Genomic DNA, 26404 nt, shown 5'->3' on the forward strand with positions numbered 1-26404 from the left:
AACTCCTTGCCCGTCTGTAACGTGCAGGGTGTTTTTTTTATGGGGGTCGGTACACTTTGACGATGGTGCTATTAACCCACTAGCGATCTGGTGAGTGCATGTCTCGTTTCATCTTTGTCACCGGCGGTGTGGTGTCGTCTCTGGGGAAGGGGATTACCTCTGCGTCCCTGGCCACCCTGTTGGAAGCCCGCGGTCTCAACGTGACCCTGATTAAAATGGATCCTTATATCAATGTGGATCCCGGTACCATGAGCCCTTACCAGCATGGTGAGGTCTTCGTGACTGAAGATGGCGCCGAAACTGACCTGGATTTGGGTCATTACGAGCGTTTTATTCGCACCCGCCTGAACCGCCGCAATAGCTTTACCACCGGTCGTGTGTATCAGAACGTGCTGGATAAAGAGCGCCGTGGTGAATACCTCGGTGCCACCGTGCAAGTCATTCCCCATATCACCGATGAAATCAAGCTGAAGATTCGCGAAGGCGCCGGTGATGCGGATGTGGCCATCGTGGAAATTGGCGGTACCGCAGGTGATATTGAATCCCTGCCTTTCCTGGAAGCGGCCCGTCAGATGCGCGTTGAACTGGGCTCTAGCCAGTCCTTACTGGTGCATCTTACGCTGGTCCCCTATATCGCCACTGCCGGCGAAATCAAAACTAAGCCGACTCAGCACTCCGTGAAAGAGCTGCGCTCCATTGGCCTGCAACCGGATATTTTGGTGTGCCGTGCGGATGACCCCATTCCGCAGAGCGCCCGGGAAAAGATTGCTCTGTTTACCAATGTGGAAGCGCGGGCAGTAATTTCCTCACCGGACTGCAAGACCATTTATCAGGTGCCACGGGGTATGCACGAGCAGGGCCTGGATGCCATCGTGGTGGAAAAATTCGGTTTGGACCTGCCGGAACCGGATCTCGGTGAATGGGACCGTGTGGTGGAAGCCCAGCTGAACCCGGAGCACGAAGTCACTGTCGGTATGGTCGGCAAGTACATCGAACTGGTTGATGCCTACAAATCGCTCAATGAAGCGTTGATCCATGCAGGCATCAGCAATCGCGCCAAGGTCAACATCCTTTATCTGGATGCAGAAGATATTGAGCGCGACGGCACCGGTGTGCTGGAAAGTCTCGACGCGATTCTGGTCCCCGGCGGTTTCGGCGACCGGGGTACGGAAGGCAAGATTGCCGCGATCCGTTATGCCCGTGAGAATAAGGTGCCCTATCTGGGTATTTGTCTTGGTATGCAATTGGCGGTGATTGAGTATGCTCGCCATGTGGCGGGCATCGAAAAAGCCCATTCTTCTGAGCTTAACCCGAACACCCCGGACCCGGTGGTGGGTCTGATTATCGAATGGATCACCGAAGACGGGCAGAAAGAACTGCGTTCGGCGGATTCTGAGCTGGGTGGTACCATGCGTTTGGGTGGCCAGGAATGTGTGCTTGAAGCAGACAGTCGTGCTGCTGAGTGTTATGGCAGCACGCATATTGTAGAGCGTCATCGTCACCGTTATGAGGTGAATAACAACTACTTGTCGCAGTTGGAAGCGGCGGGATTGAAAATCGTTGGGCGTTCCGTGGACGGTCAGCTTGTGGAAGTGATTGAAGTGGGCGACCACCCGTGGTTTGTGGCTTGCCAGTTCCATCCGGAATTTACCTCTACTCCCCGTGACGGCCACGGGTTGTTCAAAGGTTATGTGGCCGCCGCCCTGGCGGAACAAAAGGCCCACAAGGAGACGTGATTCGTGAGTAGCCAGAAGACCATTGCCCTGAACGGGCTGGAATTCGCCAATGACAAGCCCATGGCCTTGTTTGGTGGCATGAATGTGCTGGAGTCCCGGGACATGGCCATGCAGGTGGCCGAAGCGTATGCCGAGGCGACCAGCAAGCTGAACATGCCTTGGGTCTTCAAGGCCAGTTTTGACAAAGCCAACCGATCTTCTCTGAGCTCCTACCGAGGGCCGGGGATGGAAGAAGGCCTGAAAATCTTTGAGGAAGTAAAGAAGACCTTTAACTGCCCGTTGATCACCGACGTGCACGAGCCTGACCAGGCAGGGCCGGTGGCAGAAGTGGTCGACATTATCCAGTTGCCGGCCTTCTTGGCGCGGCAGACGGATCTGGTGGTGGCCATGGCAAAGACCGGCGCCATCATCAACATCAAGAAACCCCAATTCCTGGCGCCCCACGAAATGTCGCATATCCTGCACAAGTGTGAGGATGCAGGAAACGATCAGCTTATTCTTTGCGAGCGAGGTTCAAGCTTTGGGTACAACAACCTGGTAGTGGACATGCTTGGCTTCGGTATCATGAAGCAGTTCAACTATCCGGTCTTTTTCGATGTGACCCACGCCTTGCAGAAGCCCGGTGGCAGGGCCGATAGCGCTGATGGTCGCCGCGCCCAAGTCGCTGAATTGGGTCGCGCTGGCATCAGTCAGGGCATCGCCGGGTTGTTCCTTGAAGCCCACCCGGACCCGGATAACGCCAAATGCGATGGTCCCTGCGCTCTGCGATTGGATCGCCTAGAGCCCTTTCTCGCACAGATGCAAATCCTGGATAATACCGTCAAGGCACTGCCTGCCTTCGAAAATAACTGATTTGAGTTTGGAGATTTACCGACATGTCCAAGATCGTTGACATCAAGGCCCGCGAAATTCTGGATTCCCGTGGCAACCCGACCATCGAAGCTGATGTGATTCTCGAGTCCGGCGCCAGTGGCAGTGCCTGTGCGCCCAGCGGTGCCTCTACCGGTTCCCGCGAAGCGCTGGAACTGCGTGACGGTGACAAGTCCCGCTATCTGGGCAAGGGCGTCACCAAGGCGGTAGGCAATGTGAACTCTGCTATCCGTGAGCTGCTGGTGGGCATGGAGGTGTCCGATCAAAAGGCGCTGGACCAGGCCATGCTGGATGCCGATGGTACCGAGAACAAGGGTAACCTGGGCGCCAATGCCATTCTGGCGGTATCGCTGGCAGCGGCCAAGGCGGCGGCAGTGGATCAGGGCAAGCCTCTGTACGAGTACATCTCTGACCTGCAAGACGACGACAACGAATATTCCCTGCCGGTGCCGATGATGAACATCATTAACGGTGGTGAGCATGCCGACAACAATGTGGATATCCAGGAATTCATGATCCAACCGGTGGGCGCGCCCACTGTGGCCGAAGCGATCCGATACGGTGCAGAAATCTTTCACGCCCTGAAAGGGGTGCTCAAGAAGCGTGGCCTGAATACCGCGGTAGGCGATGAAGGCGGTTTTGCGCCTAATTTGCCGAGTAACGAAGCGGCACTGGAAGCGATTATGGAAGCCATCGAAATCGCGGGCTATAAGGCCGGTGATGACGTGACTCTGGCGCTGGATTGTGCAGCCAGCGAATTCTACAAGGATGGCAAGTATGTGTTGGCGGGCGAAGACCGCAGCATGAATTCTGAAGAGTTTGCCGATTATCTGGCTGAGCTGTGCGATCGCTATCCGATCATTTCCATTGAAGATGGCATGGACGAGTCTGACTGGGATGGCTGGAAAATTCTCACTGAAAAGCTGGGCAAAAAAGTTCAGTTGGTCGGTGATGATTTGTTCGTGACCAACACCCGTATTCTGCAGCGTGGCATTGACGAGAAAGTGGCTAACTCCATTCTTATCAAATTCAACCAGATCGGTTCTCTTACCGAAACCTTGGATGCTATCAAGATGGCCAAGGATGCTGGCTACACTGCGGTCATTTCCCATCGCAGTGGTGAAACCGCGGACACCACCATTGCGGACTTGGCTGTGGCTACGGCCGCAGGGCAGATCAAGACAGGCTCCTTGTGCCGTTCTGATCGAGTGGCCAAGTACAATCGTTTGATTCGTATCGAACAGGAACTGGGGCGTGCTGCGTACCATGGCCGTAAAGAGTTCAAGCTGCTCGGCTAAGTGATGCCAGCGTCCAAGGCCAAATCCAGCGCCAGCAATCATCAAGGCAATGCTACAGGGCTGACACGACAACTGTCTCCTGGCAGGCAAATTGCGTTGGCGTTGCTGGCGCTGTTGTTTTTGGGGCTACAAGCACGCCTCTGGTTTGGTGAGGGCAGCTTGCGGCATGTGGCCATGTTGAAAAAAGACGTGGCTGTGCTCAAGCAAAGCAATGCCAAGTTGGCAGAGCGGAATCAACTCATGGCCGCTGACGTGAACGATCTGAAGCGGGGTACGGAAGCGGTGGAAGAAATTGCGCGTAAAGATCTGGGGATGGTTCGCACGGGCGAAACCTTTTTTCTGATCCTGGAACAACCTCGGGGCGCTGAGTGAACCCTGTTATCGCCGGGCCTTTATACGCCGTTGTTCCCGCCGCAGGGGTGGGTAGCAGAATGGGAGCGGGCATTCCCAAGCAGTACCTTTCCCTGGCAGGCCAAACCTTGGCGGAACATACTCTCAATCGATTGTTGGCTTTTGCACCGATACATAAAGTGGTGGTGGCCGTGTCGGGGGATGACCCCTGGTGGCCTACGCTCTCCGTATCCCGTCATCCTCGTATCCAGACCGTTAATGGTGGCGACACCCGCGCCGCCTCGGTGCGTAATGGCGTCGCTGCGGTGATAGAGGAAGGCGGAGAGGATGCCTGGGTGTTGGTGCACGATATGGCTCGCCCGCTGGTTCGCCTCTCCGACATTCAGTTGTTGCTGGATCATACTGGGGATCGAGGCGCGATACTTGCCTTGCCGGTGGTCGATACCATCAAGCAGGCGGATGCGAGTCAGTACATCAAAAGCACCCTGGATCGTGAGTGTATTTGGCGGGCGCTAACGCCCCAGCTGTTTCCGGCGCGCGGGTTACTGGGGGCGCTTCAAGGTGACCTTGACGGGATTACTGATGAAGCCTCTGCCATGGAGAAAAATGGCTGGCAGCCGGCACTGGTGGCTGGCCATAGTGACAATATCAAGGTCACTGTCCCGGACGATTTGCCACTGGCTCGCTTTTATCTTAGCCGGCAACGGGGAGATGACAATGATGAAGGAGGACAGTGGTGAGCGTGCGTATCGGTCAGGGTTTTGATGTTCATGCCTTTGATGAAGGTGACCATGTGATGTTAGGTGGTGTCGCCATCCCCCACAGCCATGGGTTGAAAGCCCATTCCGATGGTGATGTGGCTTTGCATGCACTCTCTGACGCCTTACTTGGTGCGCTAGCGTTGGGCGATATCGGGCACCACTTCCCGGATACTGACCCGCAATGGCGAGGGGCCGATTCAGGCCAGCTGTTAACGGCTATTTATTCTTCCATTCTTGATGCCGGGTGGCGATTGGGCAACGCGGACCTAACGGTAATTTGTCAGGCGCCAAAACTGGCACCACACATTCTCGCCATGCGCGAACGGATTGCGGCGCTGTTGCAATGCGAACAAGGGCAGGTTTCTGTGAAAGCGACCACCACGGAAAAACTGGGCTTCACCGGCCGCAAGGAAGGTATCGCGGTGCAGGCCGTAGTACTGCTGGAGAGTCAGTGAATTACCCTATGGAAACAACCGAAACCGGTTTGCCCAGAGCCCACGGTGGGCCGGTTTGTCAGGGCATATTGAAAGCTCGGCCAGAGGACTTTCAGGTTGCGGAGCATATGCACGTGACCCCGGAAGGCCAGGGCGAACATCTTTGGCTGGAAATCGAAAAAACCGGCTGGAATACCGAAGACGTGGCCATGTTGCTGGCTAAACAGGCACGGGTCCATCGCCTTTCGGTGGGCTATAGCGGGCTAAAAGACAAACATGCTGTGACCCGGCAATGGTTTAGCCTGCACCTGCCGGGCAAAGACGACCCGGACTTTCATTGGCCCGATGGGCTTACCGTTCTGCAATCCGGCCGTCATCGCCGCAAGCTCAATCGTGGCACTCACCGTGCCAACGATTTCCGCCTTCGCGTCACCCGCTTCGTGGGTGATCGGGATGCATTGGAGCAGCAGCTACAGATGATTATCGCGCAAGGGGTGCCGAACTACTTCGGTGAGCAACGTTTTGGCCGAGGATCAGGGAACCTGGTGCGCGGCACACAATGGTTGCTGGGCGGTGAGGCGCCGCGTAAGAAGGCCTTGCGGGGTATGTGGCTGTCCGCGGTGCGCAGCAATCTGTTTAATCTGATCCTCGTCGAAAGGGTGCGCCAAGGTTGTTGGAATACCGTGCTGGGCGGCGACATTTTGCAGCCGCAAGGCAGCCGGGGCTTGTTCCTGGCCGATGACGACCCGGCCGCGATGGAGCGTGTGGCCAATGGCGAGGTGCACCCTACGGCCCCTTTGCCGGGCGTGCCGGGCATGGCATCATCTGGCCCCTGTAATCAGCTTGAACAGCAAATACTGGCGCCCCATGCTCCTGTCATAGAGGGGCTGCGCCAGATCAAGGTAGAAGAAGCCCGCCGCGCCACCCGGTTGCCGGTACGGGACTTGCAGTGGGTCTGGCATACGGACCCGGAACGGGAAGGGGAAGACTGCTTGGAGCTGGCGTTTACGCTGCCCACAGGCGCTTTTGCCACGACAGTAATGGCAGAGCTTGTCAGTTCACCGGCTGACTGACTCGCATTGAGGCAAACGAACACAGATGGATATCCAACTCAGCGGCATCGGTATGACCTCTGCACGGACCCGAGATAGGTTAGTGCAGCGGCTGCGTAATGCCGGTATCCAGGACGAGCGCGTACTGGACGCTATTCGTAATACACCTCGACATTTGTTTATCGAAGAAGCGCTGGCTCACCAGGCCTATGACGATACCGCCTTGCCTATCGGCCATGGCCAGACCATCTCCCAGCCCTGGGTAGTGGCACGGATGACCGAGCTGCTGATTGCCAAGGGCAAGCCTCGCAAGGTGCTGGAAATCGGCACTGGCTGCGGTTACCAGACAGCGGTACTGGCTCCTTTTTGTGATGAGCTGTATTCGGTGGAACGGATTCGCCCGTTACAGGATCAGGCACGCAAACGTCTGCTACAGCTGGGGCTGGCCAAGGTTCAGCTCAAACATGCGGACGGTGGCTTCGGCTGGACAGCCGAGGCACCATTCGATGCTATTCTTGCGGCCTGTGCCCGCGTGGATATTCCTGAGGAGTTATTATCGCAATTGGCCGACGGTGGCCGCCTGGTGATGCCTGTCGGCGGCGATCGTCAGCAGGTTCTCACCGTGGTTGATCGAGACGGCGACCAGTTCCATAGCCAAACGCTGGATTCGGTACGGTTTGTGCCTTTTCAGCGCGGGGTGTTGAGATAAGGTAGCGAGAAGCTAAAAGCCGCGTTGAAGCTCGTTGCTTGCTTCTTCAGCGATCGAGGAAATTCATTCCCATCCCGCATTGTTGTGTGCAGCGTGATGCATGAGGCGTAAAGATGATTCGACCCGGTATTTTTTTTCGTGGCATGGCCATGGGAACGGCTGATGTGGTACCTGGTGTTTCCGGCGGCACTCTGGCGTTGATTACCGGTATCTATGAAGAGCTGATCAATACCCTGGGGGGGATCACCCCCAGGTTGCTGGCCGTGTGGCGCCAGCAAGGTTTTGTTGCTGTCTGGCAACAGGCCAATCTGACTTTTCTTTTCACCTTGCTGGCCGGTATTTTTACCAGTATCGCGCTGTTGGCACGGCTGATTACCTGGCTCTTGGACACCCACCCGGTACCGGTTTGGGCGTTTTTTAGCGGTTTGATCCTGGCCAGTATCCTGCTGGTTTTAAAACCCTTGCAGCAGCGCGGGGCCACGCAGATTGGCGCTTTCATCCTGGGCACCGTCGTGGCGGTGGCGATTGGCCTGGCGCCGGCACTGTCAGCGGCAGGTAGCGGAGCACTGGTTTTTTTCTTCAGCGGCATGCTGGCCATTTGCGCCATGATTCTGCCCGGGATTTCGGGCAGTTTTATCCTTCTTTTACTGGGCATGTACCAGCCCGTGCTTGAAGCTGTGAAGCAGGGACAGCTGTTACTGCTGCTGGCATTTATGGCGGGTTGTACGGTCGGCCTGTTGAGCTTTGTGCACATACTCAAGTGGACGCTGCAACGTTTCCATGACACCGTCATGGCGCTACTGGCAGGCTTTATGGCCGGTTCGTTGTTGAAGCTGTGGCCGTGGCGAATAAGTGGCGAGCATGGAATTGCCGATCAATGGCTGTGGCCAGCTCAGTACGCCCAGGTTACGGGTCAGGGGGCGCAATTACCCCTGTCGTTGACAATGTTGGTTGTGGCTGTGGCACTTGTCTGGTTACTTTACCGGGTCGCACCGGTGCATAATGTTGCGTAAGCATATGAGGACTGAGCGCTGAGTCAGTATGCAGTATGGGTTACGGTGCAGTAGACACTTGAAATTCGGTTTCCTGGTAGCGGGGAGGGTTGATGGCAGTAACAATTCACACAGGTGCTGATACGTACTGATGCGTGCTCTGGCAGCGTTTCTGGTGTGGCTTCTGGTCAGTGGCTGTAGCGCGGTTAATTTCGCCCCGGTGGTGGATATTTATGGCCAGGAACCGAAGCCGCGTAAAGTGACCTCTGGCACCCACCATGTGCGTGAAGGGGAGACCCTATACTCCATTGCTTGGCGTTATGGGTGGGACTTTCGTGCCCTGGCCCGTGCCAATAATATTCCTGCTCCTTACACTATTTATCCCGGCCAGCGCATTTCGATGGCTCTCAAGGCATCCGGTTCCACCGTAGCCAGCAAGCCGAGCACCTCGTCTTCAAAGCCCGCTAGCAAGCCTTCTGTGTCCAAGCCTGCCTCCCAACCCACGCCGAAGCCGGCGCCAAGCCCGAAAACACCGGTGGGGCTAGTAGAGTGGCGTTGGCCGGCCAGCGGGGAGGTGGTGGAATCATTTTCCTCTGCTAGCCAAGGCCGCAAGGGCATTGCTATTTCCGGGCGCCGTAACAGTCCCGTGGTGGCGGCAGCACCGGGCCGAGTGGTTTATCGGGGCAGTGGGCTTACCGGTTATGGTAACTTGCTGATTATCAAACACAGCGAACGCTGGTTAAGTGCCTATGCCCATAATGATAAAATGATGGTGAAAGAAGGGGATGCGGTGAAAGTTGGGCAACAGGTTGCCACCATGGGGGCCAGTGGCACCTTCCGCACTCAGTTGCATTTTGAGATACGTAAAGACGGTAAGCCTGTGGATCCCATGGGGTATTTGCCTAAGCGTTAATTTTTTGTACCTACTAACGGAACACTTGCATGCCCCGCGATAACTCCCGTGAACACCGTTTATTGATATTGGCTGGTCTGGCCTCGGTGTTCACAGCGCTTATCCTGATTGCGGCCAAGACGATTGCCTGGTTGATGACTGGCTCGGTAAGTTTGCTGGCCTCGCTGGTTGATTCTGTGATGGATTCGCTCGCGTCATTGATTAACTTCTTTGCCATCCGCTATTCGCTGGTGCCAGCGGATGAGGAACACCGGTTTGGGCATGGTAAAGCAGAAGCTTTGGCGGGTTTGGGCCAGGCGATTTTTATTGCTGCCTCTTCCGTGTTTTTGATCTATCAGTCTATATTGAAACTGATGGAGCCAAAGCCCATTGAAGAAAACGCGGTGGGGGTGGCTGTGATGGTGTTTTCCATCGCCATGACCTTCGGGCTTTTGCTGATTCAGAAATATGTGGTTCGGCAAACCGGTTCCACGGCTATTGAGGCAGATTCTCTGCACTATCTGTCTGATTTGGCCGTGAACGTGGGGATTATTCTGGTGCTGGTGGTCAGCCAGTTCGGCTACTTGTGGCTGGATGGAGTGGTCGGCTTGGTGATTGCCGTGTTCATTCTGTTTAGCGCCTGGCACATTGCCTCTGAATCCGTTCAGCTGTTGCTTGATCGGGAGATCCCTGGTGATGTGAGGGAAGTGATTAGCGCGATTGTGGCGGATCATCCTCAGGCGTTGGGCTTTCATGATTTACGTACCCGACAGTCCGGCCGCACTCAGTTTATTCAGCTGCATGTGGATATGGACCAGAATCTGACTTTGCTGCACTCCCATGATTTGGCCACACGGATAGAAACGCGTATTCAGGACGCCTTCCCCATGGCGGATGTGATCATCCATCAGGATCCAGTGGCGGTTGGCCCCAAAGTGACTTTGGACGATCGCCCCCCGGGCTGACCCCCTTCTTGGGTAACCCTTGTCTTGCTTGACTTGTGCTGTGCGGTCAAACGGGCTGTGCAGGTAAACACATTGTTTTCATTGGGCCTTTTCAGTAGCGTCAACACTGACTTTTTTGTGTTGAGGACAGACCATGGAAAGCCCCCATTCCGTCACGAACGTGGCGGCAATCTGGCAACAGGGCATGGCCCGCCGGCGTTTTTTGAAATGGAGCTTGCTGGGTTCTGCTGGTGTTGTCGCTGTCGCCGCCGGCGGCTTTGCCTTTTTACGGCGTTCGCCGTTGGATGAACAGCCTGTACCCGAATGGGCAACGGGGCTTTCGGCCGCAGAATATCATTTGTTCGATCGCGCTAGGCAGGTGTTATTGCCGGTGGAAGGTACCCGCCTGACGCCCAGCGATCAGGTGCCGGTTGTGCGCAACGTGCAAGCCCTGCTCGATAATCTGGACCCGGAAATCCGCAAGGAAATGGCGACAGGTTTGGGCCTGTTCGACAATGCGGCTGTGCTGAGCCATGGGCGCCGTTTTGTGGATTTGTCGGACGCGGATTCCTGCGCCTATTTCGATAGCTGGGGGCACGCCAGTGTCATTCAACGCACCCTCGTTACAGTGATCAAGCAGCTGACGTACACGGCCTATTGGCAGGAGTCGGCCACTTGGGCACCGACGGATTTCGATGGCCCGGTTAGCGACAAGTGGGGCTTGGCCTATCTTGGCAATGCGCCACTGCCAGCAAACGATGCACTGGGCACAAACCAGCCGGAGGGGCGGGCATGAGTGAAACAATAACAGCAACAACGACCAGCTCGGCAAAGTGGCAGGCAACAGGCCTTGCCGTACACCAAGCCAGTGATGTAACAGACACAAACATCGAGATTCAGGCGGATGTTGTGATTGTGGGGTCTGGAGCCGGGGGGGCGGTCAGTGCTTATGAGTTGGCACGGCGGGGTTTTAAGGTGGTGGTGTTGGAAGCGGGGGCTTATGTGCCCTCCAAGGACTTTACTGAACGTTTCAGTGAGAGTCTGGGTACTCTTTATCAGGATCACGGTGCACAGACCAATAGCAGTGGTGATTTATTGGTGCTGCAGGGGGCCTGCGTGGGTGGCTCCACGGTAGTTAATGGCTGCGTTTGTTTCCGTACCCCGGATTTCATTTTGCAGGACTGGCAGCGAGATTTTGGCCTTAGTGATCTGACCACCGCAGAACTCACTCCCTATTTTGAGGAAGTGGAAAAGAATCTGTCGGTGGATGACAACGGCGAACATGAGATTCCGCATCACAGCCGTCTAATTCGCGCTGGCGCTAACCGTCTTGGTTGGTCGGTGAAACCGTTAAAACGCAATATTCGCCAATGCGGGCTTACCGGGCACTGCTTGTCTGGTTGCAAAACGGAACGCAAACAATCCATGTTAGTGACCTATCTGCCTTGGGCAGCAGCCCATGGTGCGCAGATTTATGCGGATACTCGAGTGGATAAAATTCTTACCGAGAATGGTAAAGCCAGTGGAGTAAACGCGACGGTCACCCATCGTGATGGCACTGTGGCAGCGCGCATGACGGTAACGGCGCCGCGGGTGATTGTGGCGGCTGGCGCGGTACAAACCCCGTTGTTGATGCTAAAAAGTGCTCTGGGCAACCGTTCTGGGCAAGTGGGTAAAAACTTTGCCTGTCACCCGTCATTGTATGTTCCGGCCCGCTATCCGGAGCCGGTGTATCCGTGGCGCGGTGCGCTGCTTGGTGTCTATGTGGACGAATTCATGCCTCTGGATAAGGGGGGATTCATACTTGAAGACGGTGGCTCTGGCCTGGTGGAACTCACCATGGGGGCGGAGCCGGGCACTGGCAAGCCGTTTATGGCGTATATGGAAAATGCCAAATATCTGGGTGGCTTGGTTACTCTGATCCACGACCATAATGTAGGAACGGTAGAATGGAACGGCGAACGTAAAAAAATCGATTATCAGTTGAGTGACATGGATTTTCCTTCCATGCAGCGGGCCTTGAAAGCGGCAGCACGCCTACATTTAGCGTCCGGTGCTGAAGAGGTTTATGTGCCTGCTAGTGACCATCGAGTAATCCGTAGCGAAGCGGATATCGATACCATGGTCGACAGTCTGGAAAATCAGCCACAGCATTTGCGCATGGTCAGCTACCACCCTCAGGGTACCTGCAGGATGGGGGTGGACCCGGATAACAGTGTGGTAGGCAGTGATGGGCAGAGCCATGATGTGCCAGGTTTATACGTGGCAGATGCGAGCGTGTTGCCCACCTCTATTATCGTTAATCCGCAAATTACAGTGTATGCACTCGCCACCCGTATTGCCCGCCAAATGACCTAAACGGGGAGGGTAGGATTACTCTCACACCCGTTAAGGCACCGTTTTTGACTATGCTGATTACCCCCCCGGTTATGCCGGGGGTTTGGGTGTGTGTAACGCTTTTTTATGCACTCAAAACATAATCATGCTTGGCAAATACCCTCCACCAATAACCACAAGTAATCATAGCAACCAGGCTAGCCAAAGACAGGCTCTCGCTGAACAGTAATATCCGTGCGCCTTGGGCCATTGCCACCTGTGATAGCATGAAATTCACATTCCAATATATTGATGGAGAGACACCATGGTGGGGTTTGAATTTGCCACCACGCACCGCGTTCTGGTGGAAGCGGGTGCAGCCAAGCGGCTCCCTGAACTGTGTCAGCAGCTTGGTGGCAGTCGGGTCATGTTGGTTACGGATCCAGGTATTCGCAGCACGCCGTTACTGAGGCCAGTGGAAGACAGCTTCCGTACTGCAAACCTGCCCCTGGTGATTTTCGATCAGGTCAGTGCCGACCCGGCCGATTCGGTGGTGCTTAATGCCGCAGAGCAGGCTCGCGATGCCGGTGCTGATTTAGTGATTGGTTTTGGTGGTGGCTCGTCTATGGATGTGGCCAAACTGGTGGCATTGCTCTCGCACCCCAAGAGCAGCCAGCAATTATCCGATATTTACGGCGTTGGCTTGGCTACCGGCCCACGGTTGCCGCTGCTGCAGGTGCCGACGACGGCGGGGACCGGGTCAGAAGTCACGCCGGTGGCGATTGTGACCACCGGTGCGACCACCAAGGCGGGTGTTGTCGCGCCGTCGCTCTTACCGGATCTTGCGGTACTGGATGCCGAGCTAACGCTGGGCTTGCCGCCCCAGGTAACAGCCGCCACGGGGGTGGATGCCATGGTGCATGCTATCGAGGCTTATACCAGCGCCCATAAGAAGAATCCTTATTCCGACATGTTGTCCCGCGAAGCGCTGCGGCTGCTGGGGGGGAACCTGGCCACTGCCGTAAAAGAGGGCAGTAACCTGGCGGCCCGTGAAGCTTGCCTGTTGGGCGCCATGATGGCAGGGCAGGCGTTTGCCAATGCCCCTGTGGCGGCGGTGCACGCACTGGCATACCCGTTGGGTGGTCACTTCCATATTCCCCATGGTTTGAGCAACTCCCTGGTGTTACCGGAGGTGTTGCGCTTTAACCTTCCCAAGGCTGCACCGCTGTATGCGCAGCTGGCGCCGATTATCAGTGATCGCCCCTTTGCCGACCATGAAGATGGCGCCGGGGTGCTGATTGCGGCATTGGAGTCGCTGATCAATGAAGTGGGTTTGCCAACAAAACTGCGTGAGGTCGGTGTTAGTGAAGACAGTTTGGACGTTCTGGCTTCAGATGCCATGTTGCAGCAGCGGTTGCTGGTCAATAACCCCCGGGAAGTGACTGAGGCAGATGCGTTGAATATTTATAAAGCAGTGTATTGATAAAAGAGGCGCAGCGCAGTCCTTAACACGCGCTGCTTTTGCAAGGATAAACGCATGAGTGATAAACCCAAACGGCCGCTGCGCGAGGAGTACGGTTATCTTTGTCCGGTGGATAGTCGCTGGAGCGATAACGATATCTACGGTCACATTAACAACGTGGTGTATTACAGCTATTTTGACTCCACCATTAACCGTTACTTAATCAACGAAGGTGGCTTGGATATCCACGAAGGCGAGCATATTGCCTATGTGGTCAGCTCCGGCTGTGATTATCTGGAAGCGGCGGCGTATCCCGAATCGCTGGCGGTGGGGATGAAGGTGGACAAGCTGGGAAACAGTTCTGTGCGCTATGGTCTGGCATTGTTCGGCAGCGAAGGTGCCGCCAAGGCTACCGGCTTTGTGGTGCATGTATTTGTAAATCGTGAAAGCGGCCGGCCGGTCAGCATTCCCGAGCAGCTGCGTACGGCGCTGGAAACACTGCGTTAAGGGGGGGCGGTGCTTCACTTTAATTTGCCTTTCTAACAAAGCAAAAGGCGGAAATGGGTTCACACCCACTTCCGCCTTTTGTCATGTTGCATTACGGCGTGTTGCGTGCCGCCCCTTAGCTGGGGAAGAAGTTCAATTTGTAGTCGCCTTTCCAGGTTTCCACATTCATGGCGCCGAAGTTCATTTTCCGTGCTACAAGCAGAATTCGCCGTTCAAGCTTGTCATCACCCAACTGACTGGACTTGATTTTCACGTCCAGAACATCGCCGCTGGGGGCGATGGTCAAGGCAAGAACCACAGTGCCTTGCAAAGCCGGGTTGCTGCGTAGCGCACGCTGGTACTGGCTGTTGAACTTGCCAGCATAGCGATCAAATACGCGCCGTAGCTGCTCTTGGGTGCGACGACTCTTGCCATCACTGCCTTTGCGTGAGGTGCTGGCTGCTTCGCCAGCCTGGGCGATCTTGCTGTCGACCTGTTTACCGCCACTGCCCACGGTGCCAGCAGACAATGTCCCGCCGCCACCGCCGCCGCTGGAGGCGCGTGCTACCGCAACGCCGCCAGAGCCACTGCCAGCACGGGTACCAATCAGATCACGCTCTGCTTTCGCGGTGGTGCTGCCACCGGTACGTAAATCGCTCCCTGCTGTGACCAGGGGACCGATGTCGTCGAGACCCGCCAGGGAGTCGCCCAGATCCTCTTCCAGTTTGGCCTGGGCCTTTTCGCGAGCCTGTTGGCGTTCCTGAGGCTCTGGAACCGGTTTAGGCTTGGGTTCGGGTTTCGGCTCAGGCTTGGGTTCCGGTTTGGGATCCTCTTTTTTGGGGTCCTCTTTCTTCTCTTCAGGCTCGGGTTCCGGTTCTGGCTCGGGCGGTGGTGGTTCCTTTTTCTTTTCCATTACCAGCTGGGCAATCCGTTCCGGGATTTTTTGCAGCTCACGGCGATCCAGCTTCTCGATAGTCACGGCGTTCACCATGATCATGATCAGCAAAGAGAGAATCAGCAGAATAATCACGATGCCGTATAGGCGGCGATCTTCCCCTTCCTGTTTGTCCCAAGGCAGCGAGCCGTCAATCAGGATGCGCAGCTTGTTATTGTTTTTCTGCGTCATTCTTCTTCCTCCTCTGCGACTTTCAGCACAGCGAAGGCGACTTGCGTGTATGGGGTCTCCATGCAGCTACGCATCAGCTTCTTGATCACCGAGTAGGGCACTGAACGGTCCGCAAGAATCATCACTTCCCGGTCTTCGTCAGGGCTGATGGCAAGGCCCTGGGACGCACGGAAGTTCAGTTCTTCCACTAGGGCGGCCACAGTGCGTTCTTGCTGATTTTTTACCGTGTCGGTGTCAGCGATTTTCTGCCCTGCAACAATAATGTCTATGGGGCTTACCTGGATGGTTAGCACTTCGGTGGGCAGCTCCTGGGCAATCGATTCCGGTAACTGGATATCCTGATTGTCCGGCAACTTGGCCGCATTGTTGTTATTGACCAACAGAAAGATCAGCAGGATGGTAAAAATGTCCATCAGCGATGTTAGATTCAGCGTGGCAACGGCTTTGTGCTTGCCGTGGTGCCGAGCCATCCGACGGGCGCGGGATGACTTTTTCATGACTCACCTCCCTGGCCTGCGTCGTTGGCGCTCTGATCTTTGGGGGCTGAGCCGATGCTGATGCTCGGGAACAACTCCTTTTTGATGGTTTGGCCGTTGACGTCGCTGCTGTACAGACGCACGGCGTCCATGGTTTGGATCATCACCTCATAAGGGGTGTCATCCTCACACAACAGGGTAATGGCGGTTTCTTGAGGAAACTTTTCTTTCACTTGCACAAGGTAGTTGTGCAGGCCGGCGCTGTCCGGTTTCTCGCCATCGTGTTTCACAATTTTGAGCACCGCGCTGGTATTACGGTCGACTACTTCGTAGCGGTTGCCGTAAATCAGCACTTCGAGCACCAGTTTGTCTTTTTCGTCGTCGTCCGAGGGGGTGCTGCTGTCATTCACCGCGGGCAGGTCGAGCTGCAGGATGGAGACCTGCGCGAAGACCGCGTTGATCAGCAGAAAGGGAATCAGCACTACCATCAAATTCAGGAAGGCAGTGATGTTCAGTTCCACCTCGGTGTTGTGCGAACGTCGTCTGCGAAAACGCATACCGGATCCTTACACCAAGTTAGCGAAAACAAGAGAGCGGCTTATTGGCCGTCGCTCTTGCGCTCTTGCTGGGCAGAAACCTGGCGGAATACGTTAACGAATTTCACCGAGGCCATTTCCATGCTGTCGACCAGTTTTCCTGTCATGGAATTGATAAAGGCGAAAGCCAGCAGCATGGGGATCGCAGCGATCAGACCGAATGCAGTGGTATTCATGGCGACAGAAATGGAGGCGGACAGCAGATCGGCTTTCTGGGCCGGATCCGCACTGGCGACCGCGGTAAAAGCGCTGATCAGACCAAGAATGGTGCCGAGCAAGCCGAGCAGGGTGGCAATGTTTGCAAAGGTGGCGATATAGGGGGTACGGGTTTCCAGGCGCGGAATGATTTCCATTAGGCCTTCTTCCATGGCCAGCTCAATATCATCGTGCCGTTTGGCAGACTTGGCTCGCTCCAGGCCGTAACCAATAACCTTGGCCATGCCAGTGTTGCTGTTGCTGACCATGTCCAGCGCTTGGCGAAATTGCCCTTTGGCAATCAGCGGGTAAACGTCTTTCCACGTCTTCTGGTTTTTCGCCTTGGTGGCCTGGAGGTAGATAATACGCTCCAAAGAAAGGGCCAGGCCCAATGCCAACACAACCAAGATGGGGTACATGAAGAACCCGCCATCCTGAATAAATTTGATAGAGGTCTCAAGGACACCCAGGTTTTGGGCGGCAGCGGCGGTGGTGGGCATGAACTTCTCCTGCGGTGTTTTTGTTTAGCACTATTGTTGGGCGTGCAGCGACGTTTTGCCTAGAGGCATTAACGGGCTGGAGCCTTTCCCCAAAGTGTTTGTTTTTATCAGAAAAAAAGTGTGCGCGCACGCTAATGCTATTTACTGTGCGCATTTAATCCAAAAACAGGCCTTGGTTGTCCGGTTCCTGGGTCAGTAGTTGATGGTATTCAATCTCACGCATCAGTACCTCCTGATCGAGCGGTTCCAGCACCTGGTCGAGCAGTGAAGAGGTAGGATCTCCCTTCTCCAGTTTCACTTCCCGGTCTTTCCACGGCACCACGTTAAGAACCGTGGGGGCTTCCTGGGTGCCGATTACGTTGGTTGACGGTTCGGACGGGTCATCTGCAGTATGGCCCGCGGAGGCCAGTAACAAGGCTGTAAGGGCCAGCAGTGTACGCATCAGTTCATCTCCCCGGAGTTATTAAGGTCTGAGCCATTTTCGGCTACCGGTTGGCTGGGTTGTTCCGGTGCGCGGCGTTCCAGATCGACGATCCAGTTAGCCACGTTCTCGTCGGGCTGTTTTTGCAGGTTTTGATAGGCCTGGAAATGCTCCAGTGCCAAATTAATGTCCTGCAGGTAGAGCTCACCCAGTACGGCGAGGTTGAAGTGGGCGCGGGCGTACTTGGGATCGAGTACCAGGGCGCGCTCATAATGAATGCGTGCATTATCGAATTCCCCCTGCTCACGCAGAGCAAGGCCAAGGCCGTTATGTGCGTAAGGATTGGCCTCATTGATGGCCAAGGATTGTTCAAATGCAGCCTGGGCTTTCGGGTAATTTTGAAGCTCAATGTGTATCAGCCCGATGTTGAGCGGCGGCCCTGACAGTTGCGGATAGCGTTCCGCCAGTGATTGAAACATAACCAGTGCCTGGGGATTGTTGCCTGCTATGCGGGTTTGCAGTGCGTGGGCGTAATCACCCATGGCTTGCTGGGCGACTTTTTCTACTTTGGGGTCGTGAGCCACAGGGGGAATATGTACGGCATCGCTGCTGGCGGCGGCGGCCCCGCTTTTCTGTTTTTGATACTTGCTGGCGATGCCTTCGGCTGTGCCGTCCAGGCCGCCGCCTTGACGGCTGGCACAGCCAGTGAATAGCAATACCAGCAAAAGGAGCGCGCTGCCTGTTGCGTAGCGCGTGGCGCGTGCTGCGTTAATAGATAATGTCGACATAGCTCTCAACCTGTTCAAACTTTGCATAACGGCCGGGAATCAGCTCTGCTAACGCGGTAAAACTCTTCTTTACCCACTGGTCATAAATATCATCAGTGACTAGGTCGGCATTGGCGATAAGAATATCGATGGCTTGGTCTTCGTAGGGGAAGGCCTTGTCTTCGAGCAACATGGTGTACTCCTCAAGCTCAAGCTCATCCAGACCATTGGGCCGCTCGGACTGGATCAGGTCCCTGGCCAGTACGCGGTACATTTCGCCTATTTTATAGTTAGCGGCGGTGGCGTATTCGGCCACGCCAATCTGTGCCACTGCCTGATAATCTGCCAGTGCTTTTTTCATCACGGTGGTTTTGGCGGCCAGAGATGTTTTTAGTGGCTGCTCAAGCTTGATGTGGTTGAACTCCTGGAAGTTCGGTTCGGCCAGGGTGAAGCGGGCGTAGGCCGCTAGCCAGGCAACGCGGTCATTGGCATTGTCGCCAGCGTCACGGTAGCTGGTAACTAGCTGCTGCAGCCAGTAGGTTTCCCGCTCGCTGTTGGCGGTTTTGCGATTCAACTCCACCAGACGGAACTGGGCTTCGGAGCGGAAATCGTAGGGTTGTGGCCACTCCTGCAGATATTGTTTATATATCGCGATAGAGGCTTGTGGGTTCTCGGCTCGATCCTGCATTTCAGCGGCACGCCACATGGCCTGGCGCGACAGTTCATCATTCTCGTCTTTGTGGTTGGCGGCGATCAGGCTTAACTCGCCTGCGGCGGCGGTGTAATTGCCTTGCTGCTCGTAGGCGACGGCCAGCTTGTCTGGAATCGTATCGGTGAGCGGATCGGTCGGGTAACGTTGACGAAACGCTTCCAGTACGGGAATGGCATCGGCGCTGCGTTGCTGCTGAATGTATAGGGCTGCGGCGTCAAAGTCCGCATTCTTTCGTACGGCGGCTTCTGGTACAGCTTGCCCGACTCGCAGGAAAGTGGCCGCCGCTATGTCCAAGTTGCCCTGATCGCGCTGTTGTTCGCCCTGACGGTAAATACTAAGTGCCAGCTTTTCACGGTATTGGGCGAGCTGTTGCGGCGGCACGTCCTGCTCTAGCAACGTGCTGTAGGCCATTTCAGCAACCTTGAAGCGGCCCAGGTCGAACTCTCCGTTAGCGATGGTAGCCCAACCGTAACGGAGCATTTCTGGCTCGGGGGCCGGCTCGCGGGTGACCAGAATACCGGCGGTTTTCACCGCGCCTTCCACGTCGCCCAGCGCCAGTTGATCCTCAGCCGTATTTTGCAATACATTGATTGCTTGGGCGTGTTGCGGGAAGTGCTGTCCAAATTTCTGGGCGCTGGCGATTTTCTGCTGACGCCATTGTGTTGCCTGTGCCGGCTCCAGATCACCCTCGAGAATTTTCTGGTAGGCAACCAGTCCGGAGAAGGCGGCATCGCCAGCGGTGGCGTAGTCAGGATAGCCGTAAGCGGTACGCTCGAATTCGCTAATCGCGACCGTATAGTCGCGGGCAGCGAACAGAACATCTGCGTATTGATGATTCACGCCTGCCTGGTCTGCACTGACTGGTGGAGTAACCAAGTATTCTTTATACCAGCGTGCCGGAACCTGATAGTCGCTAGACTTGCCGGATTTCTGGGCGAGAACGTGATGGTATTCGGCCAGGTCGAGAATATGTCCTTTAAGCAAATCGACATATTGCTGACGAATATCGGGGTGGCGATTCCAGTAGTCGCTGTTTACCCCGTAGCGGTCGATGAATTTTCCTTTCGCGGGTAGCACCAGGGTTGGGAAGCCCCCTTTCTGGTAGGACTCGATTTGCAGAGTGGAAAATTCTGGAGCCAAACGGGAATCCGGATACACCTGTACGAACATGTCATAGGTCTCTGCCGCATCGCGGAAGCGTTCCTGCTTCAGGTAGACGTCACCGAGAGTGCGGTAGATTTCCGGTTCATAATCCCGGTTACCGTTGTGCGCAAACCATTTTTTGACGGATTTAGCGCCGTTCAGGTTACTGAAGCTAAGGCTGATCACCCGCTGGGTGTCGCCAAACAGTTTGTGTTCCATGCTGGTGCTATCAGCCAATACCGCCTGACCGTTCAGACTGTCCAGCAAGGTAAAGAAGCTGTCCTGGGCGCGTTCATACTCACCGAGTTTGTAATAACTCCAGCCGTGTTTGTACAGCGCCTGGTTGTAGAAGTCGTTACGCTCGCCTCGTTCAATGACGTCGGCGTAGGCTTGTTCCGCGTACTCGTAGTCGCCTTCGGAAAACAGCATCTCGCCGCGACGGAACTGGGATTCCAGTGCCCACTCACTATTGGGGTACTGCTCGACAAGAGAGTCCAGGCTGCTGCGTGCCTTGTCCAGATCACCATCCATGGCGTAGGCCTTGGACAGTAAGTAATAGGCTTCGGCGCGTTCGGTAGGATCCTGTGTGCTGCTGAGCAACTCTTCATAAAGCTGAATCGCGGTTTTATAGGCTACTTCTTCGTTGTCGACGGTGGGCGACAGGGTGCCAGTCAGATTCAGCAGCGCCGGGTTATGCTCGCTGTCGTTGGAGTGCTCCTGGTCTACTTTGTGTTCCAGCTGTTGCTCTTGCTGCTGTGCGATCTGCATGTCTTGTTCGGTAGCAGAGGCCAGGGCCAGATCCGCCATTCGACGCAAGGTTTTGGCCCGGCGTTGGGGGTCATCAAACAGTTCTGCAGCTTGACGGTAACTATCCAAGGCGGCCTGGGTGGAAGCGCTTTCCAGTTGTTGCTCTTCAATGACAATGTCTGTGCTTTCCAGGTCCGCCAGGGTGGTGCCCCCGAAGCGAGCTTGTTGCTCCAGGGTGCCACTTGGCGGTGCGGATGTGCAGCCCCCCAAGGCCACCATCGCTGCAGCCAGGCTGTGCAGGCGAAATCGTTTCACGATTCTTTCCTCTGGTTTTTCTCACCGGAAACAGAAGCGTCTTGGAGACGGGCAATGGCTAAGTGCGCTTCAGCTAACGGGTCAGCCAGTTTTGGCTGGTTGGCGTAGAGCAAGGCCAAGGCGTCGGCCTGCATATTTGTTTGCAGGACCAGCTGGGTGTCTTCTGTCAGGCGTTTTGTTTGTTGTCTTTTGGGGTCCTGTGCGGCGAGGTGTTGCCCTACATCGTCACGGCTGCGCAGGGTGGCATACCGGATTTGCTGGCTGATCGCCGCGATACGTTGTGCCAGTATCTGGCTTTCTTCGCGTAGTTGGGCAACAGCTTGCACTTGTTGCTCGCGCTGTTCCACCGATTGGTGAGCATTATTCCAAAATAGCAGGCCCGGAACCCGGGGCAGGCGAATGGCGGTATTGTGGTCAGCGCTGGAAATACGGCTGGCCAAGCTGTCGCTGGCCTGGCTTAGGGTTTCCCGTTGCTGCATGGCGGTCAGGGAGTCTTGCCAATGCTCAATCATGTTTTTGCTCTGTTGAATTTTTCGGTGATGCTCCAAGCGCCGGGCGAAAGGGCTATTGGGGAACCGCTTGCACAGAGGCGATCGCTCGCCGTCCTTAGCCATAACCGCTGTGTGGGGCGGTAGCAAGCTGACAGCGTTGTCACTGCTGCCTCCGGCGGATAGCAAGCATTTAAGCAACTCAAGACCCTGATTCTGATGGACGGCCCGGATCAAGGCTACCCCCATGTTGTTATTGGGGTTACGGCCTTTATGGGTATTCAGGGGGGCGAAGTGAACGTAATCCTGAGTGTAAGCGGCCTGGGACATGAAGGTGTTGGCGCGGTCGTACAGGATGTCACCGAATGCCAGATAACGGTGTTTTGCTTCGACGAGGATTTGCGCGCCGGTCCCTATTTCATCGAAAAATTCAACCTTGCCGGCGTGTGCCGCTGACGCCGCTGACAGAGTGGCTGCACACAACGAGCACAATAACCAGCGTTTCACCTGGTGTGGTGTCATTGCTGGTGCCACTCGCGGGATTGGAGTTTGTGTTGCTGGTTGTTCAGGTCACCCACGATTTGTATTTCCTGCATCCTGCGGTCGGGATTCTTGCTGAAGTTATAGCTGGTGGTTTTCTGGTAATTCTTGCCGGGTGGATTATAGCCGGTAAGGGTGGCGTCGTTGACATCGCAGCCATTGGTCAGGTTGATATGCACCATCCGAAGGGGAGTCTCCACGCCCACGCAAATAACGAGGCGGGCCTGTGGGCTGGCGTAGAGCCGCGTCTTCGCTGGCAGGGTAAGATTCCGGTTCAGGTTGAGAGCGTTGCACTTGGGTTGGCGAATCTGTTCTGACAAGCCATCGTCGTTAGCCGCCCCGGCGATGGAGCTCAGGCTCACTGACATGGCGCCGCAGGGGGGCAAAAATACGTTCATTGAGTGGCGATCGCTTCTTTTGTAGTTATGAGACAGATTCCCAGCATGTTTTATACCATTAGTTGTAATCAGAAGAATGGCTTAAATCAAGGTTAACCATCAGTCATTATTGGCTCTTAGCACCATCAATCGAGGCCCCTGTAGTCAACTTTATGGGTAGCAATAATACGAATTTGCCGTTAATACTGCTGCGGGCACTGTTAGCAAAGGGCTGGGATCCGAAGGCTCGGTATTGGCCTAAAGTGGGTGGAAATACCGCCAATACGGGCTTTCTGGAGTATTCCGGTGGGCGCTGTTTTGTCAAAATGCACTCGAATGCGGCCTTGTTGAGCGCCGAAGACGCCGGGCTGGTGGCACTGGAGCCGTGGCTAAAGGTGCCTCGGATACTGGGCCGTTTTTCAGACGAGACGGGCGGGGTGTTGTTTCTGGACGCACTGGCGCTGGAACCCTTGGGGCTGGCAGGGTGGCGCGCTGCTGGAGTTGCGCTGGCTCAGCTGCACAGCCAGGCCGTACACACCGTCTATGGAGGGGTGACAGACAATTTCATTGGTGGAACGCCGCAATACAACAAGAACGACACGGACTGGTGCCGTTTTTTTGCTCGTCAGCGGCTGTTACCGCAATTGGACTGGGCGCAACATAAAGGCCTGAGCAAAGCGACTTGTCTGCAGGTGCACCGGGTGGTCAAGTATTTACCACGCTGGTTGCCACGGGCACCGGCCAGTGGGCTGTTGCATGGTGATCTGTGGGTGGGGAACCTGGGGCAGATTGACGGTAGTGAGCCGGTGTTCTTTGATCCGGCCTGTTACTATGGCGACCCGCAGGTGGATCTGGCCATGCTGAATCTTTTTGGGCAACCGCCAGAGGCTTTTTATCAAGGTTATCAGGGACGTTTGCCTGATAACCATCAGCGGGGCCGGTGGCCGGTTTACGATCTGTATCACTGGCTGAATCACTTCAACCTGTTTGGCCAACAATATGCGGCCGCGGTGGCGGATACCGCCCGCAGTCTCTGCCAGCAGCTCGACGGATACTGACTCCAAGGATACCCATGCACATTATCGCCGATGCCAATATGCCTGGGCTGGAAGCCTTCCAGGCGTTTGCCACTGTTGATCGAGTAGATGGTCGCACCCTGACCCGGGATCAGCTGGGCGACGCTGAGGTTCTATTGGTCCGTTCAGTCACCCGTGTTGATAGGGCCTTGCTAGCCGGCTCGCAGGTGAAATTTGTGGGGTCTGCGACCATTGGCACAGACCATGTGGACCTGGCGTATCTTAGCGAGGCGGGAATTCAGTTCGCACACGCGCCGGGGTGCAATGCTCGTGCAGTGGCAGAATACGTCCTGCAGGCAGTGCTGCTGCTGTGTGCCAGGCAGGGACGACCTGCGCAAGGTGCCCGTGTGGCGGTGGTCGGCCTGGGGAATGTGGGACGGCGGGTGGCGGATTGGCTCAGCGCCCTTGGCATGGAGGTGCGCGGCTGTGACCCTCTGTTGGATGCTCAGGGTTACGCGGGACCGGTGACGCTGGCACCGTTGGATGATCTGTTGGATGCGGACATTCTCACCTTTCATGTGCCGCTAACACAAAGTGGAGAGCATGCCACCCGGCATTTGCTCGATGCTACCAGGTTGTCCCGCCTTGGGCGTGAGCAGATGCTGATCAATACCTGTCGGGGGCCAGTTATCGATAATCTGGCGCTTTCAGAGCAGTTGGCCAGTGGCACTGGGCCGATGACGGTACTGGATGTGTGGGAAACGGAACCGAAGGTACCGGTAACTCTGTATCAACAGGTGGTGATGGGGTCGCCGCATATCGCGGGGTACAGCCTTGAAGGCAAGCTCAAGGGCACGAGCATGCTCTATGACGCCGTGTGCCAGTGGTCAGGGCAGGGGGCTGTATCAGAAACTGCGAGGGCAGATGCCCCGGCGTTGAATCCGGCGGTGAACAGTGATGCTGATTTATTGTCGTTACTACAGGTGGCATATCGGCTGGAAGACGATCACCGACGACTGGGCGAAAGCCTGCATGATACAGACCCTGGCACTGCCTTTGATCGCTTGCGCAAGCACTATCCGATTCGCCATGAGCTGCACTATTGGCAATATGACGGGAGTGTGGACCATGCCTGGAGGGCTATTATTAGCCGTCTTTTTGAGCGCGCTTGAATTGCACAGTGGGGTACTGCCAATGATTTTCCAAGTGTTCGCAGGCACGCTGGATCATGGCTTCAGTGATGGGAATTTCCCGGCCTTGCTCATCAATGATGGCGGCGCCATGGAATGCTGATGGTGACGTTGTGTTGTTTAGGTTCATGACGTATTTCTTCCCTGTGCTTTTGGTTTAAATTTACTTTGGCTGTCGATGACAGTAACGCCATTTTTGTATCTGGATATGACCCTTCTATGAAAGTCGACCAAAGTCTTTGTTTCGCAGTGCTGGTTAACCCCTATGCGGGCCTGGGGGGCAGCGTGGCCCTGAAAGGTAGTGACGGGGAGCAAACCCGTGATGAGGCTCTGCGCCGTGGCGCCGAGCCCCAGGCACCGCAACGCATGGGGCGGGCGCTAAGCGTCTTGCCCGCCGACGCAAAGGTGTCTGTTCTGACCTGGGCCGGTGAAATGGGTGAGACCAGTTGCCGGCTGGCTGGGCTGCCCTGCACAGTGATCGGCGAGTCTTCCATGCCCAGTACCCCCGAGGATACTCGTACCGCTGCTGCCGCCTTGAAAGCGGCAGGTGCCGAATTGATTTTGTTTGCCGGTGGCGATGGCACGGCCCGGGATTTGGTCGATGCTATTGGCTTGAGTTCTCCTGTGCTGGGGGTTCCGGCGGGCTGCAAAATGCACTCCGCCGTGTATGCGGTAAACCCTGAAGCGGCGGGTCAGTTGCTGGCGGAATTGGCCGGTGGAGGCCTTGTTGCCTTGGAGAATGCGGAGGTGCGAGATATCGATGAGGCCGCTTTTCGTGAGGGGGTGGTCAAGGCGCGACATTATGGCGAGCTACAGGTGCCTGCAGAAGCGCGCTATCTGCAACAGGTCAAATGCGGTGGCCGGGAAGTGGAAGATCTGGTGATCACCGAGGTAGCCGCCTGGGTAGCTGACACTCTAGAAGAGGATACCTGGTATTTGATGGGGTCCGGCTCCACTGTGGCTGTGGTTATGGAGCAACTGGGGTTGGACAATACCTTGTTGGGGGTGGACTTGGTCCGCAATGGTGAAGTGGTCGCCTCCGACTTGGGCGCTCAACAATTGCAGGAGTTCATTGGCGATGCGCCGGCCAAAGCGGTGATCACGGTGATTGGTGGGCAGGGTCATTTGTTTGGTCGTGGCAATCAGCAATTCAGCCCCGCGCTGATCCGTCGCCTGGGTAAGGAGAACATCCAGGTACTGGCCACGCGCAGCAAACTGGAAACCTTGGAAGGGCGGCCCTTGCTGGCGGATACCGGCGATGCCGATCTGGATAAACAGTTGTGTGGGCTATGGCCGGTGACGACCGGGTATGAGGATACGATTTTGTACCGAGTAGGGACCGATGCGTCCTTAATTGATAATGGCTAGTGGACAGTTGATAGCTCGCGCTTGAGCGTTCATTAAGCCTGAAATGAAAGAGGCCACGCTCATGGGCCGCAGCGCGGCCTCTTTGCTTTGTGTTCATAGCCACGTGTGTTCGGGTTATTGTCCA

The 26404-nt window shown here is 55.8% G+C and carries 28 protein-coding genes; 18 read left to right on the top strand and 10 right to left on the bottom strand.

The window, feature by feature from the left end; all coding sequences use genetic code 11:
* Positions 1–98 precede the first annotated feature (98 nt).
* The 15 genes from pyrG to ABNH10_RS11445 all read left to right on the top strand — a co-directional run bounded on the left by pyrG (position 99) and on the right by ABNH10_RS11445 (position 14324).
* A complete protein-coding gene (gene pyrG, locus ABNH10_RS11375) occupies positions 99–1736 on the top strand; it encodes a CTP synthase (RefSeq protein ID WP_349386040.1) in 1638 nt (545 codons plus the stop codon).
* A gap of 3 nt (positions 1737–1739) precedes the next feature.
* Positions 1740–2588, top strand: coding sequence for a 3-deoxy-8-phosphooctulonate synthase (gene kdsA / locus ABNH10_RS11380; protein ID WP_349386041.1), 849 nt, complete (start codon positions 1740–1742; stop codon positions 2586–2588).
* A 23-nt stretch (positions 2589–2611) separates the two neighbouring features.
* On the top strand, positions 2612–3904 hold the full coding sequence (gene eno, locus ABNH10_RS11385; RefSeq protein WP_011588447.1) for a phosphopyruvate hydratase: 1293 nt from the start codon (positions 2612–2614) through the stop codon (positions 3902–3904).
* 3 nt (positions 3905–3907) lie between these two features.
* Positions 3908–4276, top strand: coding sequence for an FtsB family cell division protein (locus tag ABNH10_RS11390; RefSeq protein ID WP_349386042.1), 369 nt, complete (start codon positions 3908–3910; stop codon positions 4274–4276).
* Positions 4273–4995 carry a 2-C-methyl-D-erythritol 4-phosphate cytidylyltransferase gene (gene ispD / locus ABNH10_RS11395; RefSeq protein WP_349386043.1) on the top strand — a complete coding sequence of 241 codons (723 nt, stop codon included), beginning with the start codon at positions 4273–4275 and terminating at the stop codon, positions 4993–4995. The genes ABNH10_RS11390 and ispD overlap by 4 nt, the downstream gene beginning before the upstream one ends.
* Positions 4989–5471: a 2-C-methyl-D-erythritol 2,4-cyclodiphosphate synthase gene (gene ispF, locus ABNH10_RS11400; protein ID WP_011588450.1), complete on the top strand. Its 483-nt coding sequence runs from the start codon at positions 4989–4991 to the stop codon at positions 5469–5471. Before ispD ends, ispF begins: the two co-directional genes overlap by 7 nt.
* An 8-nt stretch (positions 5472–5479) precedes the next feature.
* A complete protein-coding gene (gene truD, locus ABNH10_RS11405; protein ID WP_349386044.1) occupies positions 5480–6523 on the top strand; it encodes a tRNA pseudouridine(13) synthase TruD in 1044 nt (347 codons plus the stop codon).
* Between the two features lie 25 nt (positions 6524–6548).
* Positions 6549–7211 (top strand): protein-L-isoaspartate(D-aspartate) O-methyltransferase, encoded by a 663-nt coding sequence (locus ABNH10_RS11410; RefSeq protein WP_349386045.1) that lies wholly within the window; start codon positions 6549–6551, stop codon positions 7209–7211.
* Between the two features lie 113 nt (positions 7212–7324).
* Complete coding sequence (locus ABNH10_RS11415) at positions 7325–8224, top strand: DUF368 domain-containing protein (protein ID WP_349386046.1); 900 nt, start codon at positions 7325–7327, stop codon at positions 8222–8224.
* A 130-nt stretch (positions 8225–8354) separates the two neighbouring features.
* Entirely contained in the window at positions 8355–9116 is a 762-nt protein-coding gene (locus ABNH10_RS11420; protein WP_349386047.1) for a peptidoglycan DD-metalloendopeptidase family protein, read from the top strand.
* Positions 9117–9145: 29 nt separating this feature from the next.
* On the top strand, positions 9146–10060 hold the full coding sequence (locus ABNH10_RS11425) for a cation diffusion facilitator family transporter (protein WP_349386048.1): 915 nt from the start codon (positions 9146–9148) through the stop codon (positions 10058–10060).
* Positions 10061–10193: 133 nt separating this feature from the next.
* Positions 10194–10835, top strand: coding sequence for a hypothetical protein (locus ABNH10_RS11430; RefSeq protein WP_349386049.1), 642 nt, complete (start codon positions 10194–10196; stop codon positions 10833–10835).
* Entirely contained in the window at positions 10832–12397 is a 1566-nt protein-coding gene (locus tag ABNH10_RS11435) for an FAD-dependent oxidoreductase (protein WP_349386050.1), read from the top strand. The genes ABNH10_RS11430 and ABNH10_RS11435 overlap by 4 nt, the downstream gene beginning before the upstream one ends.
* 283 nt (positions 12398–12680) lie before the next feature.
* Positions 12681–13838 (top strand): iron-containing alcohol dehydrogenase, encoded by a 1158-nt coding sequence (locus tag ABNH10_RS11440; RefSeq protein WP_349386051.1) that lies wholly within the window; start codon positions 12681–12683, stop codon positions 13836–13838.
* 54 nt (positions 13839–13892) lie between these two features.
* On the top strand, positions 13893–14324 hold the full coding sequence (locus ABNH10_RS11445; protein WP_349386052.1) for an acyl-CoA thioesterase: 432 nt from the start codon (positions 13893–13895) through the stop codon (positions 14322–14324).
* Between the two features lie 115 nt (positions 14325–14439).
* On the opposite strand, the gene ABNH10_RS11450 is transcribed toward ABNH10_RS11445, so the two are convergent.
* The 9 genes from ABNH10_RS11450 to ABNH10_RS11490 all read right to left on the bottom strand — a co-directional run bounded on the left by ABNH10_RS11450 (position 14440) and on the right by ABNH10_RS11490 (position 22727).
* The gene (locus tag ABNH10_RS11450; RefSeq protein WP_349386053.1) at positions 14440–15429 is read right to left on the bottom strand and encodes an AgmX/PglI C-terminal domain-containing protein; all 990 of its coding nucleotides are present in this window, start codon (positions 15427–15429) and stop codon (positions 14440–14442) included.
* On the bottom strand, positions 15426–15926 hold the full coding sequence (locus ABNH10_RS11455; RefSeq protein ID WP_349386054.1) for an ExbD/TolR family protein: 501 nt from the start codon (positions 15924–15926) through the stop codon (positions 15426–15428). The genes ABNH10_RS11450 and ABNH10_RS11455 overlap by 4 nt, the downstream gene beginning before the upstream one ends.
* A complete protein-coding gene (locus ABNH10_RS11460; RefSeq protein ID WP_349386055.1) occupies positions 15923–16462 on the bottom strand; it encodes an ExbD/TolR family protein in 540 nt (179 codons plus the stop codon). The genes ABNH10_RS11455 and ABNH10_RS11460 overlap by 4 nt, the downstream gene beginning before the upstream one ends.
* Positions 16463–16503: 41 nt before the next feature.
* Entirely contained in the window at positions 16504–17196 is a 693-nt protein-coding gene (locus ABNH10_RS11465; protein ID WP_349386056.1) for a MotA/TolQ/ExbB proton channel family protein, read from the bottom strand.
* A 154-nt stretch (positions 17197–17350) separates the two neighbouring features.
* Positions 17351–17638, bottom strand: a complete 288-nt coding sequence (locus tag ABNH10_RS11470; RefSeq protein ID WP_349386057.1) for a hypothetical protein — start codon at positions 17636–17638, stop codon at positions 17351–17353.
* A complete protein-coding gene (locus ABNH10_RS11475; RefSeq protein ID WP_349386058.1) occupies positions 17638–18405 on the bottom strand; it encodes a tetratricopeptide repeat protein in 768 nt (255 codons plus the stop codon). The genes ABNH10_RS11470 and ABNH10_RS11475 overlap by 1 nt, the downstream gene beginning before the upstream one ends.
* Positions 18386–21301 carry a tetratricopeptide repeat protein gene (locus tag ABNH10_RS11480; protein ID WP_349386059.1) on the bottom strand — a complete coding sequence of 972 codons (2916 nt, stop codon included), beginning with the start codon at positions 21299–21301 and terminating at the stop codon, positions 18386–18388. The genes ABNH10_RS11475 and ABNH10_RS11480 overlap by 20 nt, the downstream gene beginning before the upstream one ends.
* Entirely contained in the window at positions 21298–22311 is a 1014-nt protein-coding gene (locus ABNH10_RS11485; RefSeq protein WP_349386060.1) for a hypothetical protein, read from the bottom strand. The genes ABNH10_RS11480 and ABNH10_RS11485 overlap by 4 nt, the downstream gene beginning before the upstream one ends.
* The gene (locus ABNH10_RS11490) at positions 22308–22727 is read right to left on the bottom strand and encodes a hypothetical protein (protein WP_349386061.1); all 420 of its coding nucleotides are present in this window, start codon (positions 22725–22727) and stop codon (positions 22308–22310) included. Before ABNH10_RS11490 ends, ABNH10_RS11485 begins: the two co-directional genes overlap by 4 nt.
* Positions 22728–22879: 152 nt before the next feature.
* Here ABNH10_RS11490 and ABNH10_RS11495 point away from each other — a divergent pair, with 152 nt between their 5' ends.
* Both ABNH10_RS11495 and ABNH10_RS11500 read left to right on the top strand, forming a co-directional pair.
* Complete coding sequence (locus ABNH10_RS11495) at positions 22880–23764, top strand: fructosamine kinase family protein (protein ID WP_349386062.1); 885 nt, start codon at positions 22880–22882, stop codon at positions 23762–23764.
* Between the two features lie 14 nt (positions 23765–23778).
* The gene (locus ABNH10_RS11500; RefSeq protein WP_349386063.1) at positions 23779–24894 is read left to right on the top strand and encodes a 4-phosphoerythronate dehydrogenase; all 1116 of its coding nucleotides are present in this window, start codon (positions 23779–23781) and stop codon (positions 24892–24894) included.
* On the opposite strand, the gene ABNH10_RS11505 is transcribed toward ABNH10_RS11500, so the two are convergent.
* Positions 24869–25042 (bottom strand): PA1571 family protein, encoded by a 174-nt coding sequence (locus ABNH10_RS11505; RefSeq protein ID WP_349386064.1) that lies wholly within the window; start codon positions 25040–25042, stop codon positions 24869–24871. The two genes, ABNH10_RS11500 and ABNH10_RS11505, sit on opposite strands and share 26 nt — an antisense overlap.
* 89 nt (positions 25043–25131) lie before the next feature.
* On the opposite strand from ABNH10_RS11505, the gene ABNH10_RS11510 reads away from it, so the two are divergent.
* Positions 25132–26280, top strand: coding sequence for an ATP-NAD kinase family protein (locus ABNH10_RS11510; RefSeq protein ID WP_349386065.1), 1149 nt, complete (start codon positions 25132–25134; stop codon positions 26278–26280).
* Positions 26281–26404 lie beyond the last annotated feature (124 nt).

It is taken from the genome of Alcanivorax sp. (assembly GCF_040119285.1).
Taxonomy (GTDB): domain Bacteria; phylum Pseudomonadota; class Gammaproteobacteria; order Pseudomonadales; family Alcanivoracaceae; genus Alcanivorax.